General features: G+C 40.6%; 17 protein-coding genes. 2 read left to right on the forward strand and 15 right to left on the reverse strand.

Going from position 1 to position 18663, the window contains the following annotated elements:
- Positions 1-43: 43 nt before the first annotated feature.
- Complete coding sequence (gene yjjX, locus I6F65_RS13660) at positions 44-589, forward strand: inosine/xanthosine triphosphatase (protein WP_197113366.1); 546 nt, start codon at positions 44-46, stop codon at positions 587-589.
- A gap of 13 nt (positions 590-602) precedes the next feature.
- Positions 603-1277 (forward strand): pyrimidine 5'-nucleotidase, encoded by a 675-nt coding sequence (gene yjjG, locus I6F65_RS13665; RefSeq protein WP_024612674.1) that lies wholly within the window; start codon positions 603-605, stop codon positions 1275-1277.
- Between the two features lie 127 nt (positions 1278-1404).
- On the opposite strand, the gene lpxC is transcribed toward yjjG, so the two are convergent.
- From lpxC to rsmH, 15 genes are all read right to left on the reverse strand, one after another.
- Positions 1405-2316, reverse strand: coding sequence for a UDP-3-O-acyl-N-acetylglucosamine deacetylase (gene lpxC, locus I6F65_RS13670; protein ID WP_024612673.1), 912 nt, complete (start codon positions 2314-2316; stop codon positions 1405-1407).
- 104 nt (positions 2317-2420) lie between these two features.
- Entirely contained in the window at positions 2421-3668 is a 1248-nt protein-coding gene (gene ftsZ, locus I6F65_RS13675) for a cell division protein FtsZ (RefSeq protein WP_197113367.1), read from the reverse strand.
- A 21-nt stretch (positions 3669-3689) separates the two neighbouring features.
- Positions 3690-4922: a cell division protein FtsA gene (gene ftsA, locus I6F65_RS13680; RefSeq protein WP_024612672.1), complete on the reverse strand. Its 1233-nt coding sequence runs from the start codon at positions 4920-4922 to the stop codon at positions 3690-3692.
- Positions 4919-5698 (reverse strand): cell division protein FtsQ/DivIB, encoded by a 780-nt coding sequence (locus tag I6F65_RS13685; RefSeq protein ID WP_024612671.1) that lies wholly within the window; start codon positions 5696-5698, stop codon positions 4919-4921. The genes ftsA and I6F65_RS13685 overlap by 4 nt, the downstream gene beginning before the upstream one ends.
- A 1-nt stretch (position 5699) precedes the next feature.
- On the reverse strand, positions 5700-6620 hold the full coding sequence (locus tag I6F65_RS13690) for a D-alanine--D-alanine ligase (protein WP_024612670.1): 921 nt from the start codon (positions 6618-6620) through the stop codon (positions 5700-5702).
- Entirely contained in the window at positions 6617-8068 is a 1452-nt protein-coding gene (gene murC, locus I6F65_RS13695) for a UDP-N-acetylmuramate--L-alanine ligase (RefSeq protein ID WP_166109687.1), read from the reverse strand. Before murC ends, I6F65_RS13690 begins: the two co-directional genes overlap by 4 nt.
- Entirely contained in the window at positions 8069-9145 is a 1077-nt protein-coding gene (murG, locus tag I6F65_RS13700) for an undecaprenyldiphospho-muramoylpentapeptide beta-N-acetylglucosaminyltransferase (protein ID WP_197113369.1), read from the reverse strand.
- Complete coding sequence (gene ftsW, locus I6F65_RS13705; protein ID WP_024612667.1) at positions 9142-10317, reverse strand: cell division protein FtsW; 1176 nt, start codon at positions 10315-10317, stop codon at positions 9142-9144. Before ftsW ends, murG begins: the two co-directional genes overlap by 4 nt.
- A complete protein-coding gene (gene murD, locus I6F65_RS13710; protein WP_197113371.1) occupies positions 10314-11648 on the reverse strand; it encodes a UDP-N-acetylmuramoyl-L-alanine--D-glutamate ligase in 1335 nt (444 codons plus the stop codon). The genes ftsW and murD overlap by 4 nt, the downstream gene beginning before the upstream one ends.
- Positions 11649-12731, reverse strand: a complete 1083-nt coding sequence (gene mraY, locus I6F65_RS13715; protein ID WP_024612666.1) for a phospho-N-acetylmuramoyl-pentapeptide-transferase — start codon at positions 12729-12731, stop codon at positions 11649-11651.
- Positions 12731-14113, reverse strand: a complete 1383-nt coding sequence (murF, locus tag I6F65_RS13720) for a UDP-N-acetylmuramoyl-tripeptide--D-alanyl-D-alanine ligase (protein ID WP_166109678.1) — start codon at positions 14111-14113, stop codon at positions 12731-12733. Before murF ends, mraY begins: the two co-directional genes overlap by 1 nt.
- Entirely contained in the window at positions 14110-15588 is a 1479-nt protein-coding gene (gene murE, locus I6F65_RS13725) for a UDP-N-acetylmuramoyl-L-alanyl-D-glutamate--2,6-diaminopimelate ligase (RefSeq protein ID WP_197113373.1), read from the reverse strand. Before murE ends, murF begins: the two co-directional genes overlap by 4 nt.
- On the reverse strand, positions 15581-17398 hold the full coding sequence (locus I6F65_RS13730) for a penicillin-binding protein 2 (protein WP_024612663.1): 1818 nt from the start codon (positions 17396-17398) through the stop codon (positions 15581-15583). The genes murE and I6F65_RS13730 overlap by 8 nt, the downstream gene beginning before the upstream one ends.
- Entirely contained in the window at positions 17395-17724 is a 330-nt protein-coding gene (gene ftsL / locus I6F65_RS13735; protein ID WP_024612662.1) for a cell division protein FtsL, read from the reverse strand. Before ftsL ends, I6F65_RS13730 begins: the two co-directional genes overlap by 4 nt.
- Positions 17721-18659 (reverse strand): 16S rRNA (cytosine(1402)-N(4))-methyltransferase RsmH, encoded by a 939-nt coding sequence (gene rsmH, locus I6F65_RS13740; RefSeq protein WP_024612661.1) that lies wholly within the window; start codon positions 18657-18659, stop codon positions 17721-17723. The genes ftsL and rsmH overlap by 4 nt, the downstream gene beginning before the upstream one ends.
- Between the last annotated feature and the right edge of the window lie 4 nt (positions 18660-18663).

Genomic DNA, 18663 nt, shown 5'->3' on the forward strand with positions numbered 1-18663 from the left:
CTAACTCACGTACACTGCTGATTTTGCTTAAAGTGAGATCAGTATGTCGCAACAATTAAAAATTATTGTCGGTTCTAAAAATCCTGTAAAAATAAATGCAGCCAAACATATTTTTACTATGTATTTTCCAGAACACATTATTGATTGCGAAGGTGTTAACGCTCCTTCTAATGTACCTGATCAACCTATTGGTGAAGACGAAACCCGAATCGGCGCTCAAAACCGTGTAAATTACTGCAAAACTGACCATCAGGCTCACTACTATGTGGCAATGGAAGGCGGTGCAGAGCAATTTAGCTATGGACCCACAACGTTTGCTTATGTAGTAATTGATAATGGCTTAAATCAAGTTGTAGGGCGTAGTAGTAACCTCCCCTTACCCCAAATACTTTATAACGCATTACTTAAAGGTGAAGAACTTGGTGATGTAATGGATAAAGCATTTAATACCACCAATATTAAGCAACAAGGTGGCGCAATAGGTCTACTCACTAATCATCATGCCACGCGTGAAAGTACTTACACTCAAGCGCTGACTTTAGCAATGGCACCTTTTTTACATTCTGAGCTTTACAGCCAAACAAATTAATTTAGGAAGTTTAATGAAATACAGCTATGTATTGTTTGATGCAGACGAAACCTTATTTAAGTTTGATATTTTAGCGGGCATGACTCGTATGTTTAAAGCCTACGATGTAAATTTTAGCCAAGACGATTACATTCATTATCAAAAAACTAATAAGCAACTATGGGTGGATTATCAAAACGGCTCTATAACTGCTGATTACTTACAAGTAACCCGCTTTAACGAATGGGCGGCAAAACTAAGTGTGCCAGCAAAAGAGCTAAACGATGCATTTTTAGATGCAATGGCGCAAATTTGTGAACCTTTGCCTGGTGCTATTGAGCTTTTAAATAAGCTTAAGCCGAATGCTAAGCTGGGTATTATCACTAATGGTTTTGCTCGTTTACAAACCGTACGCCTTGAGCACACAGGCTTAAAAGATATGTTTGAATGGTTAGTAATATCTGAACTAGTAGGTATAGCAAAACCTAATAAAGCTATTTTTGAACATGCATTTGAATTAATGGGCAACCCAGATAAAAGCCAAATATTAATGGTGGGCGATACAGCCGCAAGTGACATACTTGGCGGCAACAATGCCGGTATTGATACCTGTTGGTTACAACACCCTGGTGAGCAATTACCTGAAGGAATAAAGCCTACATATTCAGTCACTAATTTAAATCAGTTACAGGCTATTTTAGAACTGTAATTTTGAAATAAAATATAAAAACGAATAATGTTATAAATTATTAAATTTAAGGCAAAAAAAAGACGCTAATTAGCGTCTTTTTTATAACTGTTTGTGAGCTCTGTATTTATTAAGTACAGGTAGTAAATTAGGCTGGCGCTAATTCAAGGCCGGGTGCAGGCATCGTCACAGGCGTTTCGAATGTAGCCCACTCCCATGCTGACTCTGTAGCCATAATTTTACGAAGTAATTTGTTATTTAAATCATGACCTGATTTAAACGCAGTTACTTTACCTAAAAGGTTGTGACCTGTCATAAACATGTCACCAACACAGTCTAGTATCTTGTGCTTAACGAACTCATCGCTGTAGCGTAAACCGTTCGGGTTTAAAACTTTAAACTCGTCTAGCACTACTGCACTATCCATGCTGCCACCTAAAGCTAGGTTATTTGCATGCATATATTCAATATCTTTCATAAAACCAAAAGTACGCGCACGGCTAATTTCTTCTGTAAAGCTACGTGTTGTAATATCTAAAGCAACACGTTGACGGCTTTCGTTGATAGCTGGGTGATCAAAGGCAATTTCAAAGTCGATATGAAAACCATCATATGGTTCAACTTCAGCCCATTTATCACCTTCTTCAATGCGTACTTTTTCTTTAATACGTAAAAAGCGCTTGGCAGCGTTTTGCTCTTCAATACCGCCTTTTTGTAACAAGTAAATAAATGGTAATGCACTACCATCCATTATTGGTACTTCTGAGCTATCTAATTCTACAATTAGATTATCAATTCCCATTGCAGCAACAGCGGCAATAAGATGCTCAGTAGTCGATAAGCGAACACCATCTTTGTTAATTAAACAGGTACACAACTGCGTATCACCAACGGCTTCAGGTGTTGTTTCAAAATCAACAACCGGATCAAGGTCGACACGACGAAATACAATCCCAGTATTTGCGCTCGCAGGTCGGAGAGTTATTGTGACCTTCTCACCTTTATGAAGTCCAATTCCTATGGCTTTGACTACTTCGGCAATCGTACGCTGTTTAATCATAGGTTCGCTCACTTAAAATTAGTTACAGTTAGACGGCAGATATTAACATAAATAAGCTTAATTTCCAATGTTTGTTCAAATTACAAACAAAAGTGCTATTTTTATTAATCAGCCTGTTTACGTAAAAAAGCTGGAATATCAAAATAATCACCGCCTTCTGATTTATCCGCTTTTTTGCTATTTTGTGCTGAAGAACCTGTATTACTACTTGAGCTAGTTGAAGCAACTTTCTCTTTGCTTTGCGTTTGCGCATTAGTAGTACTTTCTTCAGAACTTGTACCTTGACTTGCAAAGCTTGGTACGTACATGCTACTTGTTTGGTTTGATGAGCTATCGACATCAGAACCTGATGCTTTTTTAAAGCCGTTATCAACAATACCAAACTGTGGACGACGATCGCCGCCTAAACCAGTTGCAACAACAGTTACACGTAGTTCATCTGTCATTTCTGGGTCAATTACTGCACCAACAACTACTGTTGCGTTTTCTGATGCTAACGCTTTAACGTGGTTACCGACAATTTCAAATTCTTCAATCGCAATATCCATACCAGCGGTGATATTAACTAAGATACCTTTAGCACCTGTTAAATCAACGTCTTCTAGTAGTGGGCTTGAGATAGCCGCTTCAGCAGCTTCTTGTGCACGATCAGGACCAGACGCAGACGCCGTCCCCATCATTGCAGTACCCATCGCTGACATTACAGTTCTTACGTCGGCGAAATCCACGTTAATTAAACCAGAACGTGTAATTAATTCTGCAATACCTTGAACCGCACCAAATAATACGTCATTTGCTTTAGCGAAGGCATCTAGAAGTGTAGTCCCTTTTCCTAAAACTTTAAGCAGTTTATTGTTCGGAATTGTAATAAGAGAGTCTACAATTTCTGACAATTCATTAATGCCTTGTTCAGCTGCTGCTGCACGCTTCTTACCTTCAAAATCAAAAGGACGTGTTACTACAGCTACAGTTAAAATACCAAGCTCTTTAGCAATTTTTGCAACTACTGGTGCTGCACCAGTACCTGTACCGCCACCCATACCGGCCGCAATAAATACCATATCGGCGCCTTCAAGGCTTGCACGAATAGTATCTGCATCTTCTTCAGCCGATTGACGACCTACATCAGGATTTGCGCCCGCACCTAACCCAGAGGTTATTTGCGTACCTAGTTGTACTGTAATATCTGCAGATGAATTACGTAATGCTTGCGCATCCGTATTTGCAGCAATAAAACGTACGCCTTCAATCTGTTGTTTTACCATGTGCTCAACAGCATTACCGCCGCCGCCGCCCACACCAATTACTTTGATTACAGCTTCTTCGCTGTGTTGTTCCATTATATCAAACATGTTTACTCTCCGACTTGAGTACTAAAACTCGCCTTGAAACCATTTAGTAATGCGGTTCCACCAATTATTGTTGTCCTCTGCTTTCGATTTTTGTGCATTCATCGTTCGCATAGTACGCCCGTATTGTAACAAACCAACAACGGTTGCGTACGAGGGATCATCTACGTAGTCTGTTAAACCAACTATCCCGATTGGTTTACCTATTCTTACTGGCATTTGGAAAATGTCTTCAGCCACTTCCATCGCACCAGTCATTTTAGCTGTCCCGCCAGTAATAACGAGACCTGCTGCAATTTGATCCTCTAAACCTGAACGACGAATTTCTTCCATCGCTAGTTCAAATAATTCTCTAAAGCGAGGCTCTACAACCTCTGATAATGTGTGACGAGACATAAGTCGTGCTGGACGTCCGCCTACACTTGGCACTTCAATTGTGTCTTCACTACTGGCCATTTGGCTACTAGCACATGCGTATTGTACTTTGAGTGACTCTGCATGTGATATAGGTGTACGAAATATTTTTGCAATATCACCAGTAACTTGATTGCCCGCTACAGGTATTACAGCTGAGTGACGAAGTGCACCATTAATATAAATGGTGATATCCATTGTACCGCCACCAATATCAAGTACCGCTACACCTAATTCTTTTTCATCTGCAGTAAGCACTGAATAACATGAAGCTAACGCAGTAAAAATAAGCTGGTCTACTTCTAAGCCACAACGCTCTACGCATTTTTCGATATTTTTAGCCATATCGTTTGAACACGTAATAATATGTGCACGTGCTTCCATTCGAACACCGCTCATGCCTAGTGGGTTTTTAATCCCTTCTTGCATATCAATGCTGTATTCTTGTGGTAATGCATGCAGCATTTTTCGCTCAGCCGAAATAGGCACAGAGCGCGCAATATGAATCACATTTTCAATGTCTTCATCAGTTACTTCAGTGTTGTTAATTGCCACCACACCGCTTTCGTTTTGACATTGTATGTGCTTGCCAGAAATACCAAGGTACACAGAGCTAATACGACAGTCAGCCATTAATTCGGCTTCGTCTATTGCTCGGCGAATAGATTCAGACACTAAGTTTAAATCGTTAACACCACCTTTATCCATACCATGGGATACTTGGCTACCCACACCAACAATGCTGAGCTTGTTATCTGCGGTGATTTCACCTACCGTGGCAACCACTTTCGAGGTACCAACGTCTAATCCAATCACGAGGTTTCTTTCTGCTGACTTAGTCATGCCTTACTCTTATTTTGTAATTGTTCTTCTTGCACTGGCTTAAAGCTCACTGCAAGGCCGGTATCATACCGTAAATCGATTGTATCTACTTGTGCATCTGCACGTTGTTCCATTCGTGGGTAAACGTCTATAAAACGTTGTACACGCTTGGCTTTATCTTTGCGCCCTAAATTTAAACGCACTCCGCTATCTAACCACAACTGCCACGAGAAACGCTCTGATAACGCTAAACTCTTTAATTTTAAAGAGTTTACCTTAAGCATTTCATCAAACTGTTTAAAGGCAACCCACGCTTCTTCTTCGCTGCCTTCAGGTCCAAATAACTGAGGTAAATCATCACTCAACTTATCGCTACTCGCTTGAAAAGCTTCACCACTTTGATTAAGCAATAAATCACTATTCCAATGTGCAACTACTTCATGTTCAACCACATATACTTGTATTGTATCGGGCCACTGTTTGCGTACCGAAACAGTAGCAACCCAAGGTAAATCTTGTACAAGTTGCTGCACGTGCTTTACGTCTAATTCAAAAAAACTACTTAAGTCTGCTTTTTTTATAGCTTTTATTATTGCAGTTTCGTCTGTGTACTTTGGGTTCCCTTGCACCGTTAAATGCTTTATTTGGGCATCTTTATTTTCTACTAACCAATCAGATACACCCGTGGTTATTTGTACCAAACTAATAACGACAACCAGAAAAAAACTGACCCCAAAAATCAGCGACCAATTTAGTTGCTGTTTGATTTGTAGCGCTTTTTCTAAAAGGGGATGCATATTAAAGCGTTTGCTCCAAAATGCGAACAACTAATTGCTCAAAACTTGCCCCATTTGCTTTTGCCGCCATAGGCACTAGCGATTTCTCAGTCATTCCTGGCACTGTATTTACCTCTAACAGGTAAAAGTTGCCTTCCTCGTCTTGCATTGCATCTACCCGACCCCAGCCACTTGCACCTACAAGGTCAAATGCATCAAGCGATATTGCTTGTAAATACTTGGTATCTTGCTCTGATAAATTAGCAGGGCAATGATATTGCGTTGTACTTGACTGATACTTAGCTTGGTAATCGTAAAAACCATTTGGTGTCGTCATTTCAATCACAGGCTGTACATCGTCACCTAACACTGTGACAGTAAATTCTCTGCCTGTAATCCATTGTTCAACAAGTACTTGGCTGTCAAACTTAAATGCATTAACAAGTGCATCTTCAAGTTCTTGTGCTGTACTTGCTTGTGCCATGCCTATACTTGAACCTTCGTGCGATGGCTTAACCATTACTTTTTTAAATTTATTCATTATCGCGGTTGCATCAAAACCTTTTTTGGCATCAACTACCGCGTAAGGCGCGGTACTCAAGCCCGCTGATTTAAATAGATGCTTACAGCGAATTTTATCCATAGCAAGTGCCGAACCTAATACGTTACTGCCTGTATAAGGTAGGTTCATAAATTCAAGTGCACCTTGTACCGTACCGTCTTCGCCACCACGACCATGCAGAGCAATAAACACACGCTCTACATTTAACTCTTTTAATTCCCATAAAGAACGACTTTGTGGATCAAACGCAATCGCGTCAACACCGCAATTTTGCAGTGCATTTAGAACAGCCTGACCAGATTTTAATGACACTTCACGCTCTGCTGAGTTTCCACCTAGCAACACCGCTACTTTTCCAAATTGTGCATTTGCCTGAGTCATACTTCACCTTGTTTAAGTTTTTCTATCGACATACCCGTTGCAGCTAAAGCTTTTACTAATTGCCCTATATTACCTGCACCTTGGGTTAATACTAAATCATTATTTTGCAAACAGTCAGCCAACACGCCTGCAAGCTCTGAACTTGAAGCTACATGTAACGGCTCTTTACCACGTTGGCGTAAGCTACGGCATAGGCTTTTGCTATCTGCACCTACAATTGGCTCTTCACCAGCGCTATACACATCAAGTAATAATAACTGATCAACATCAGCTAATACTTTTACAAAGTCTTCATACAAATCGCGAGTACGCGTAAACCGATGTGGTTGATAAACCATTACTAAGCGCTTATCGGGCCAGCCTTCACGTACTGCTGCAATTGTTGCAGCTACTTCTGATGGATGATGACCATAATCGTCAACCAACATAATGTTGCCACGTTCGTTTTCAAAGTCACCGTAATGCTGAAAACGTCGACCGATCCCTTCAAACTTTTGCAACGCTTCTAAAATTGCATAGTTAGCAATATTTTGATCTTTTGCAACCGCAATAGCAGCGGTTGCATTAAGTGCATTGTGCCTACCTGGCATGTTCAAGGTTGCCGTTAAGCTCTCGCCTTGTTTGTTAGTAACCGTAAACTTACACGTATTAGCCGATTGGCTAAAATCGCTCATGCGATAGTCTGCATCACTCGCCTCACCGTAAGTAATTACAGGGCGACCAAAACGAGGAATTAAATCTTTAGCAACTTCAGAGTCAATGCATACAACGGCCAAACCATAAAACGGTAAGTTATGAATAAAATCCACGTAAGTGTCTTTCATTTTCTCAAGGCTACCGCCATAGGTTTCCATGTGATCTTCTTCAATGTTTGTGATCACCGATACCATTGGTTGTAAATGTAAAAACGACGCATCACTTTCATCAGCTTCTGCTATTAAAAAGTCGCTTTTACCAACTTTGGCATTACTACCTGCGCTATTTAGCAAACCGCCAATAATAAATGTTGGATCGAGCCCTGCTTGCCCATAAATACTTGCAATTAAACTTGTTGTTGTTGTTTTCCCATGCGTACCCGCAATAGCTATACCGTGTCGAAAACGCATAAGTTCAGCTAGCATTTCTGCACGGCGTACAACGGGAACTCTTGCTGCTTTAGCGGCAATAATTTCAGGGTTTGTTTCGTCAATAGCACTTGAAACAACAACCACGTTGGCATCTTTTACATTATTTTCATGATGACCAATAAATACTTCTGCGCCCGCTTTAATTAAGCGCTCAGTCATTGCGCTGTGAGCAATGTCTGAACCTGTAATACGGTAGCCTTCAAAAGCGAGTACTTCAGCAATACCGCCCATACCCGCACCACCTATACCAATAAAATGGATAGTCTCGATTCGACGCATTGCAGGTCGTGTGTGTTTTTCTTGTACTGACGTTTGTTTCACTTACACTCTCTTATTTGATACTTGCTCACAGTGCGCAGCTACGCTTGCTGTGGCATCTAAAATGGCTTGTTTTTTAGCATTAGCAGCCATTTCAGTGATTAATGAAGGTTGGGCTAAATATGGGCTTAAAAGTTCAACTATTGATTGTTTATTGAACTGCCCTTGTGGCATTAACAATGCACCATTAGCCATCACTAAATATTGTGCATTTGCTGTTTGATGATCGTCCACCGCATGAGGAAATGGTACAAAAACAGCCATTTTTCCTGCAGCGGCAATTTCGCTAACCGTTAATGCGCCTGCGCGACAAATTACAATGTCAGCCCAACTATAAGCGGCGTCCATATCATCAATAAATTCTGCTGCTTTTATACCTGCATCAGCAAACTCATGCGCTTTATAAGCCGTTTCTACAGAGTCTAAGTGCCCTTTACCTGTTTGGTGCCACACACTTATTGGCGTGGTATTACCAAGTACTTTAAATGCTTCTGGTAATGTTTGATTAAGCACTTGTGCGCCAAGCGAACCACCAACCACTAAAATATTGATAGGGCTTGATACATCGCGCTTAACTATATCAATAACGCTTTGGCGAACCGGATTACCTACTAGCTCAGCTTGTCCCTTTGCAAACGCGCTAGGAAAAGCAGCTAATACTCGATTAGCAAACTTAGCAAGCCATTTGTTACTCATACCGGCAACTGCATTTTGCTCATGAATAACCAATGGAATACCCAAACTTTTAGCAGCAATACCTGTTGGACCAGTAACATAACCGCCCATTGCAAGTACTACATCTGGTTGCTGTTCTTTCAATACCTTACGCGCTTGCAATATTGCATTAAGTACCATGAATGGGGCTTTAATAAGGCGCTTTAAACCGTTGCCACGAACGCCTTTAACATTAATAAAATCAATATCAATATTATGCTTAGGAACAACTGTCGCTTCCATTCTATCGGGCGTGCCAATCCAGCTAACTTGCCAGCCTTGCTGCTTTAAATAATCAGCCACTGCAATACCTGGGAAAATATGTCCGCCGGTACCACCAGCCACTACTACTAATTTTTTACTCATCGTTTACCTCCGCGTGAGGTGGCTTGTTTGGTTGCCATTTTGGTTTCAAAATCTACGCGCAATAAAATACCGGTGGCTATTGTCATTATTAATAGACTTGATCCACCATAAGAAATAAACGGCAGCGTTAACCCTTTTGTTGGTAATATACCTGCACTTGCGCCTACATTAACCATGGTTTGAAACGCAAACCAAATACCAATGGCAAACGCAAAGTAACCTTCGTATTCTTTGCCACATTTAAGTGCTTGCTGCCCAATTAATAATGCTCTAAACACTAAAGTGCCTAGTACAACTAAAATACTTACTACGCCGATTAAGCCAAGTTCTTCGCCTATTACAGCAAAAATAAAGTCATTATGCGCCTCTGGTAAATATTGGAGCTTTTGCACACTGTTACCTAAGCCTTGACCAAACCAACCGCCTTGGCTGTACGCCATTAACGATTGTACTAATTGATAGCCTTTGCCAAAGGGATCATCCCAGGGATCTAAAAAGCCAACAACACGCGCCATTCGATACGGTTCAACAATTATAAGTAATACAACCAAACCAATGCCGGTTAGGATAAGTACAAAAAACTGCCATAGCTTAGCGCCTGCCAAAAACAATAAACCAACAGTTGTTACAAACATAACAACCACGGTGCCTAAGTCTGGCTGTAATAAAATAAGCAGTGCGTACACAGCAAAAACAGCAATTGGCTTTGCAAACCCTTTAATATTTTCTTGTACTTCTTCGCGCTTTCTAACTAAGTAGCCCGCTATATAACTAAAAAAGTATAACTTAGCGGCTTCAGCCACCTGAAATCCAACCGGTCCAATGGGGATCCATCGTTTTGCACCATTAACCTCTCTACCAATAATTAATACTGCTATTAACAGCACCATTCCTAATATTAGTAAATAAGGATTTGACCGTTTCCACCAATCCATTGGTACACAAACAGTGATCCAAAAAAGTACAAAAGCCATCGCTAAAAACATGCTATGACGAATTGTTATGTGGTAAGGGTCATTAAACAATCGCTCAGCTGTCGGCATTGATGCACTGGTTACCATTATAAAACCAACACCAATTAGCATTATTACGCAGTACAACAGCGGTACATCGTATAGCTGCCCAGAAGGCTTAGGTGTTAATGCATCTTTAATATCGGCAAAAGCAATCATAATTGCTCCGCCATAACACACTCAACAAAATGCTCACCACGCTGCATATAATTGTTGTACATATCAATACTCGCGCAAGCCGGTGCCAATAAAACAATATTACCATTACGGCTAAGTACTTTAGCCAAAGTAACGGCTTCTTCCATATTATTAGTTAAGTAGCTTTTATTAGTAATTGCAGCTAGCTCATTTGCATCTTTACCAAAACAAATTAGCGCTTTAACATGTTGTTTTATGTAAGGCTTAAGGGCATTTAAATCAGCACCTTTAGAATCTCCACCCGCAATAACAATAAGATTCTCACCGTCACTTGCTAAACTATCTATTGCTGCAATAGTTGCCCCAACATTAGTCGCTTTTGAATCGTTAAAATACTTAACGCCATTTTGCTCAGCTACAAACTGACAACGATGAGCCAAGCCGTTAAATTGACTTAACGCGTTTTTATATTGCTCTTTATTTACTTCAAACGAGCTTAAAAGTGCCATTACTGCAAGCGCATTTAAATAGTTGTGCTTACCCACTACCGCAAGTGTACTCACAGGTAAAAAAGCTTCGCCTTTAACAATAAAATGAGTTTCACCATTGTGTGGCGCTAAATGGTAATCACCATGTTGAGCCCCAAAGCTAACTTGAGGTGCTACACCGCTATTAATTGGGTATGTTTGTATATCGTCGGTATTTACAACAACACGCTCTGCAGAGTTATAAATACTTAGTTTTGAGTCAATATAAGCCTGGTAACTATCGTATCGATCAAGGTGATCCTCCGACACATTAAGTACAGTCGCACTAATTGGCTTTAAGCTTGTAGTGGTATCTAGCTGAAAACTTGATAACTCAAGTACATACACATCAAAATCATCACTAAGTAAATCAAGTACCGCAGTGCCAATATTTCCACCTAATGCAACTTTGTAACCAGCTTCTTTTAGTACTTCATAAGCAAGTGTAACTACGGTTGATTTACCATTAGAGCCCGTTACTGCAACTACAGGTTTGGTGTTTATACGTGCAAATAATTCAACATCACCAATAACTTCAACACCGCTATTAATTGCGTGCGCAATAGCCGGTATTTTTAAGCTAAGCCCCGGACTTACAATAATTATATCGCTTGAGCTAAGTGCTGCGTCATCTAAATTACCAAAGTGCGTATTTAGCATTGGTGCATGCTCTTTTAGCCAATCAATCCCTGGTGGGTTTGCTCGGCTATCAACTACTTTGGGTGTAAAGCCTTGAGATAATAAAAAACGCACAATGCCCAGACCGGTTACACCGAGTCCGAGCACTGTTATTTGTTTGCTTTTTATCTCGTTTAAATACTGCATTTATCGAATCTTTAATGTCGCTAGGCCAGCAAGTACTAGCACAATAGAAATAATCCAAAAACGCACAATAACACGCGGCTCTGGCCAACCTTTTAATTCGTAATGATGATGGATTGGTGCCATTCTAAAAATTCGTTGCCCTCGCAGTTTATACGAACCAACTTGTAAAATTACCGACAATGCTTCCATAACAAACACACCGCCCATAATAATAAGCAGTAATTCTTGGCGAACTAACACAGCAATAATACCTAATGCACCACCAAGGGCTAATGAGCCTACATCGCCCATAAACACTTGGGCTGGGTAAGTGTTAAACCATAAAAAGCCAAGCCCGGCACCAACAATAGCAGTACACACAACTACAAGCTCACTCGCTAGTGGTAAATGCGGAATATGTAAGTAAGCTGAAAAGTTAATATTACCCGTTAAATACGCAATAATAGCCAGTGCAGAAGCCACTAAAATAGTGGGTACAATTGCAAGTCCATCTAGTCCATCTGTTAAATTTACAGCATTAGAAGTACCTACTATCGCAAAATACGTAAGTACTATGTAAAACAAACCTAATTGCGGTAATACATCTTTAAAAAATGGTACAACTAACGATGTTTCAGAAGCTTGTGCGCTGGTAAAGTACAATGCAGTAGCCACAACTAGCGCAATTACCGATTGCCAAAAGTACTTCCACTTAGCAATTAAACCTTTAGGGTCTTTACGAATAACTTTACGGTAGTCATCAACAAAACCAACAATACCTAACGAGCCAATTACAAACAGTGTTGCCCATACATACTTATTCGATAAATCAGCCCACAGTAATGTACTGGTAAAAATAGCCGCTAAAATAAGTAAGCCACCCATAGTCGGTGTACCTGACTTAGATAGATGCGATTGTGGACCGTCATCACGAACTGTTTGACCTATTTGCATACGCTGCAAGCCACGGATTAATTTAGGACCTAAATAAAGAGACATAACCAACGCAGTTAAAATACCTAAAATAGCACGGAGCGTTAAATACGAAAAAACATGAAAACCACTAAAATATTGTGTTAAATACTCAGCCAGCCAAACTAACATTATGATACTCCATTGATGGCTTGTTGCTGGCCATTAACTAAATCTGTTACTAATAATTCCATGCGAGAACTACGCGATCCTTTCACTACTATCGTTGTTTTTTTATTCACTTCATTAATACTCGTTTGTATTCTTTGTTGCATTTGCTCTCGACTCGAGAAATGGCGATTAGGTATTTCAAATACATCACTAGCATATTTACTCAATACACCTAACGTAAATAGCTCATCAATACCTTTTTGCAGTGCATATTCACCTACTTCTTGATGATATTTACGTGCATCTTCACCGAGCTCTCCCATGTCTCCGAGTGCTAAAATACGATGACCCTGCATATCGCTTAACAAATCAATAGCTGCCTTTACCGACTTAACATTGGCATTGTATGTATCATCAACTACGGTAAGTAAATCAGATACTTCAATTAAATTTACACGACCTTTTACATCTCCCATAGTGGCAAGTGCATTGGCTATGTCTTCAAGAGTTACATCAAACTCGCTAGTTAATGCGGCTGCAATAAGCGCGTTACCAATATTATGTTTACCAGGCAATGCTAAAGTAACAGGGACCTGCTTATCTTTAGTACAAAGCGTAAAGCTTGCGCGAGCGTTGGCATCAAGTGTTATATCTTCTGCCCAAATATCGAGTTTTTCGGTTGTTGAAAAGCGCTTAACATCACGCCCTTTAAGTTTATCTAACCAATATTGACTAAATTCACTGTCACAATTAACAATGGCGACACCATCGCCTTTAAGACCATCAAAAATCTCACCTTTTGCTTTCGCGACCCCCATCAAACTACCAAAACCCTCTAAGTGGGCTGCAGCTACATTACATACTACCGCTACATCTGGCTTTGTCATTGCTGTGGTATATGCTATTTCGCCTAAGTGGTTTGCGCCAAGCTCAATAACAGCAAAGCGATGTTGTGGCTCTAAGCGTAACAATGTTAGTGGCACGCCAATATCGTTATTAAAATTGCCTTTAGTAGCAAGTACATCACCGTGCACCGATAAAATTGCCGCACACATTTCTTTTACCGTGGTTTTGCCTACACTTCCTGTAATGGCAATTGTTTTAGGCGCAACTTGCGCCATAACTGCTGTGCCAATTACACCTAGTGCAATACGCGTATCGCTAACTATAAATTGTGGAATATCTACATCTACTTTATGCTGAACAATAACGCCAATAGCGCCCTTTTGTTTAGCCTCTGCTATAAATTTGTGACCATCAAAATTTGGTCCTTTAAGCGCTAAAAACACTTCGCCTTCGCATACTGTGCGAGTATCAGTATTTATATTTAGCACTTGTTGATTATCACCTTGATAATCGGTTGCTAGCACATTGGCTAACCAATCAAAATCCATTGGGATCATGCTTGAGTCCCTCTTACTGCTTTTTTTAGTTGTTCTTGTATATAACGGCGATCACAAAAATCGATGCGCTTATCGCCTATTATTTGATAATCTTCGTGACCTTTACCTGCAATCAAAATCACATCATCTGCCGTTGCATTTTCAATGGCGTAGCTAATTGCTGTGGCTCTATCTGCTTCTAAATGCGCTTTTTCAGGATGTGTTAAACCGCCAGCTACATCAGCAATAATATCATTCGGGTTTTCTGAGCGAGGGTTATCACTTGTGATAATTATTTTATTCGCATTTTGCTCTGCGGCTTGTGCCATTAATGCCCGTTTACCTTTATCTCTGTCGCCACCACAACCAAACACACAACTAACTCCACCTGGCACATGTTGCTGCAATGCTTGTAATGCAAGTGCAAGTGCATCTGGAGTGTGTGCGTAATCAACAACACACGTTGGCATATTTGCTTGGCTAAATGATTGCATTCGCCCAGCAACTGGTTGTAATTGCGCGCAACCAGCAATTAACTGCTCAAGCGAATAACCTAAACCTAATAATGTGGCAATAGCCGCAGTCAGGTTGTATAAGTTAAATTCCCCAAACAATGGAGATTTGATTGCAACATCACCCCAGCTTGTAGTTAATTGCGCCGAAATACCTTCACTTGAATATTTAACGTCAGAAAAATATACAAATTTCGCATTTTTAGGAGGCAGGCTTTTACGCCCGTAACAAATAAGGTTCTCAAAATCATATTTTTCAAGCCATTGCTCAGCTTGAGAATCGTCTTGATTGAGTACTACAACCTCTGGCTCAAAATCACGAAACAGCATTAGTTTAGCGTCACCATAACTTGCCATATCACCGTGGTAATCTAAGTGATCGCGAGAAAGGTTTGTAAATACAGCGGCTTTAAACTCACACTTTGCAACACGGTGCTGCACTAAACCATGGGATGATACTTCCATCGCCACTAGTTTTTTATTTTGCGAGCTTAAGTCATTTAAAATGTGTTGTAAGTCGACCGTAGAAGGTGTGGTATTAATAAGCGGAATTAGGCTATCGGGATGCCCATAACCTAGTGTGCCAATAATAGCTGATTCAGTACTACAAAATTGCGCCAAATGGGCAATCATTGCAGTGGTCGTCGATTTACCATTAGTTCCAGTTACACCAATTAAATCAAGATTCCGACTTGGTTGATTGTAAAAACGACTAGCCAATTCTGGCAGTTTTTTATCAAGCTCTGTTACTAGAAACAGCGGTTCAAAATTTGTTTCAAACTCACATAATCTATCAGCTATGATAGCTATTGCGCCATTTTCAATTGCTTTGGCAATAAAGTGACCGCCATCTAATTCATGACCTTTAATTGCAACAAATACATCGCCAGGAGTTACTTCACGACTATCTAGACGCAAATGCTTAACCTGTTGCGAGGGTGCATCTATTTCGATGTATTTTAAAATATCCTTTAAATCACGCATCGTTATCTTTACCTTTTACGTACGCAACCTCTTCCTTGTCTGGCGCTACGTTTAATATTCTTAATGCGTTAGAGATGATTTCTGCAAATGCAGGTCCCGCAGTGGCACCTCCATAGTACACATCACCGCCTGGCTCATTAATCATAACTACCACTGCTAAACGAGGATTACTCGCCGGTGCTACACCCGCAAAATAACCTACGTATTCATCACCATAACCACCAGCAACAGCTTTTTTAGAAGTACCTGTTTTGCCAGCTGCACGGTAACCATCAACTTTTATATTTCGTGCAGTACCGTCTTTTTCAAACACACTTTCCATCATGCTTACTACGGCTTCTACGTCTTTTTGCTTAAAAATGCGTTCGCCTTCAGGCACACTATCTTGTTTTAAAATAGTCAAAGGGCGATTAACCCCACCTGCACCTAACATGGTATAAAAACGTGCCATTTGAGCAGTACTTACCGAAATAGCATACCCGAACGATAAGGTCGCAATTTCAAAGTCAGACCAACGACGGTTTGGATAAAATAATCCACTACTTTCGCCCACCATGCCCGTACCTGTGTCACTTCCAAATCCTACTTTTTGGTATAAACCGACTAAGTAGTCTTTAGGTACAAGTTGCGTCACTTTCGCAACACCCATGTTTGAGGAATACTTTAATATTTCACGTAAGGTTAGTTCGCCATGGTTACGAGTATCTCGTACTAGGCTTCCGCCTAAACGCATCCAACCTGGGTAGGTATCAATTGTGTCATCTGCTTTAATTGCGCCGTAGTCTAGCCCAGCTAAAATGGCTAGTGGCTTAACAGTTGAGCCTGGTTCAAACAAATCGGTAATTGCGCGATTACGGCGCTTGTGAGGAGCAGCATCATTTAAATTATTAGGGTTAAATGATGGGCTATTAACCATTGCAAGTACTTCACCAGTTTTAACATCAACCACCATGGCCGATCCCGATGTCGCTTTATAAGTAAGTACAGCAGATTTTACTGCTTTGTAAGCAATACCCTGAATACGTTGATCAATACTAAGCTGAATACTTTCGGGCTCTACACGTTCGCGCTCATCGAGTACTTCTACCTCACGCCCTTGTGCATCTTTACGAATAGTACGACGGCCTTCTTCGCCCGTTAATGCATTTTCATAAAGCTTTTCAATGCCTTCGATTCCCTTGCCATCAATATTGGTAAAGCCAATAACATGGGCAGTAACTTCACCCGCAGGGTAATAACGTTTAGATTCATCTAATAAGTGAATACCCGGTAAGCGCAAATCAGCAATGTAATTTGCAACGGCAGGTGTAACTTGGCGTTTTAAATACACAAAACGACGAGTAGGATCGTCTAAAAGTCGAGTATTTATTTTTTTAGGATCAGTGCGTAAAACATCGGCAAGTTCACGCCAACGTAGATCATTTTTATAATAAAGCGCAGTGCGTTTATCAAGCTCAACTGCGTTTTCAGCTAAAGACACTTGATCTTCGCCATCTTTGCGCGCTTGTTTAACCACTTTAGAAACAAGTGACTTACGCAATGCTTTAGGATCAGCATACACACTTACTACAGGTACACTAACAGCAAGTTCTTTACCGTTGCGGTCAAAAATCATTCCGCGTTGCACATGAAGTTTTTCGACACGTACAGTTCGCTTGTCACTCTCCGAACGCGCCTTATCTGGTTCAATTACTTGTAAGTAAGCAGCTCGAGATACCAGTGTTACAAACACCATAAACACAACGCCACACACCAACATAAAGCGCCATGTGATTAAATTATTTGCTGGTTTTTTGCCTCGAGTTCTCATTGTAATACTATTACCTGTTCATCTTGGCTTGTTGGCCGTTTCATTTTTAGCTGCGATATAGCCACTTCTTCAATGCGCGCATGCTGCGAATAAAATTCTTCTTCAACTAATAAATAACGCCACTCTAAATCAAGCTCATCACGCTCTTCTAATAACGTGTCTTGCTCAATTAGCTGCCCACGAGCAAGATGAGTTGTTTGTACAACCGTTAAACTTGAAGCGAATATCACAACCAACAAAACCGAGGTAAGCTTGTTAGCTCCCAGGCCTTTAATTATTTCAAAGAATAAATTGGGTGGTTGACGATGATTCGCTTTATTACTCATCCAAGCCTCTGTGCAATCCTAAGTACTGAACTACGAGAACGTGGATTACGCTGAACTTCTGCAGCACTTGGTTTAATTGCTTTACCCACTGCTTTTAACGTCAAATTTTTATTTATTTGTGCATCAGTTAAAGGTAAACCTCTAGGTAAAATCTCTCCCCGACTCTGTTTTCTAATAAATTGTTTTACGATACGGTCTTCTAATGAGTGGAACGAAATAACCACTAAACGCCCACCTGGCTTTAGTACTTTAACTGCGGACTGCAATGCAGTTTGAATCTCTTCGAGCTCGCTGTTTATGTAAATACGAATAGCCTGAAAGGTACGTGTAGCTGGATGTTTAAATTTATCTTTTACTGGTACCGCTTCGTCAACTAAATCAGCAAGCTGCTTTGTAGTTGTGATTGGTGTGTGTTCACGTATTTCGAGTACTTTATGCGCAATACGTTTGCCAAACTTTTCTTCGCCCAGCTTTTTAATAACATGGGTTATATCATCTAGTTCAGCTTCGGCTAACCATTGTGCTGCACTGCGACCCGAAGTAGGATCCATGCGCATATCAAGTGGGCCATCTTTCATAAAGCTAAAACCACGTTCGGCATCATCAAGTTGTGGCGACGACACACCAATGTCTAATAAAATACCATCTACTTTGCCAATGAGATCGTTTTGCTCTGCTACTTCGTAAAGTTTTGAAAAGCGAGAGTGTGCAATTGCAAAACGCGGGTCATCAGCAAACTTTTCAGCTGATTGAATAGCTTGTGGATCCTGATCTATTGCTTGCAAGCGTCCTTCGTCACCAAGGCGCGCTAAAATTTGGCCTGAATGACCACCACGTCCAAAAGTGCCATCCATGTATATGCCGTCTGGCTTAATTGCAAGGGCATCTATGGTCTCGTCCATCAAAACGGATACGTGTTCAAATTGCGCTGTCATTAGC

The organism is Pseudoalteromonas sp. SWXJZ94C (genome assembly GCF_015864385.1).
GTDB lineage: Bacteria > Pseudomonadota > Gammaproteobacteria > Enterobacterales > Alteromonadaceae > Pseudoalteromonas.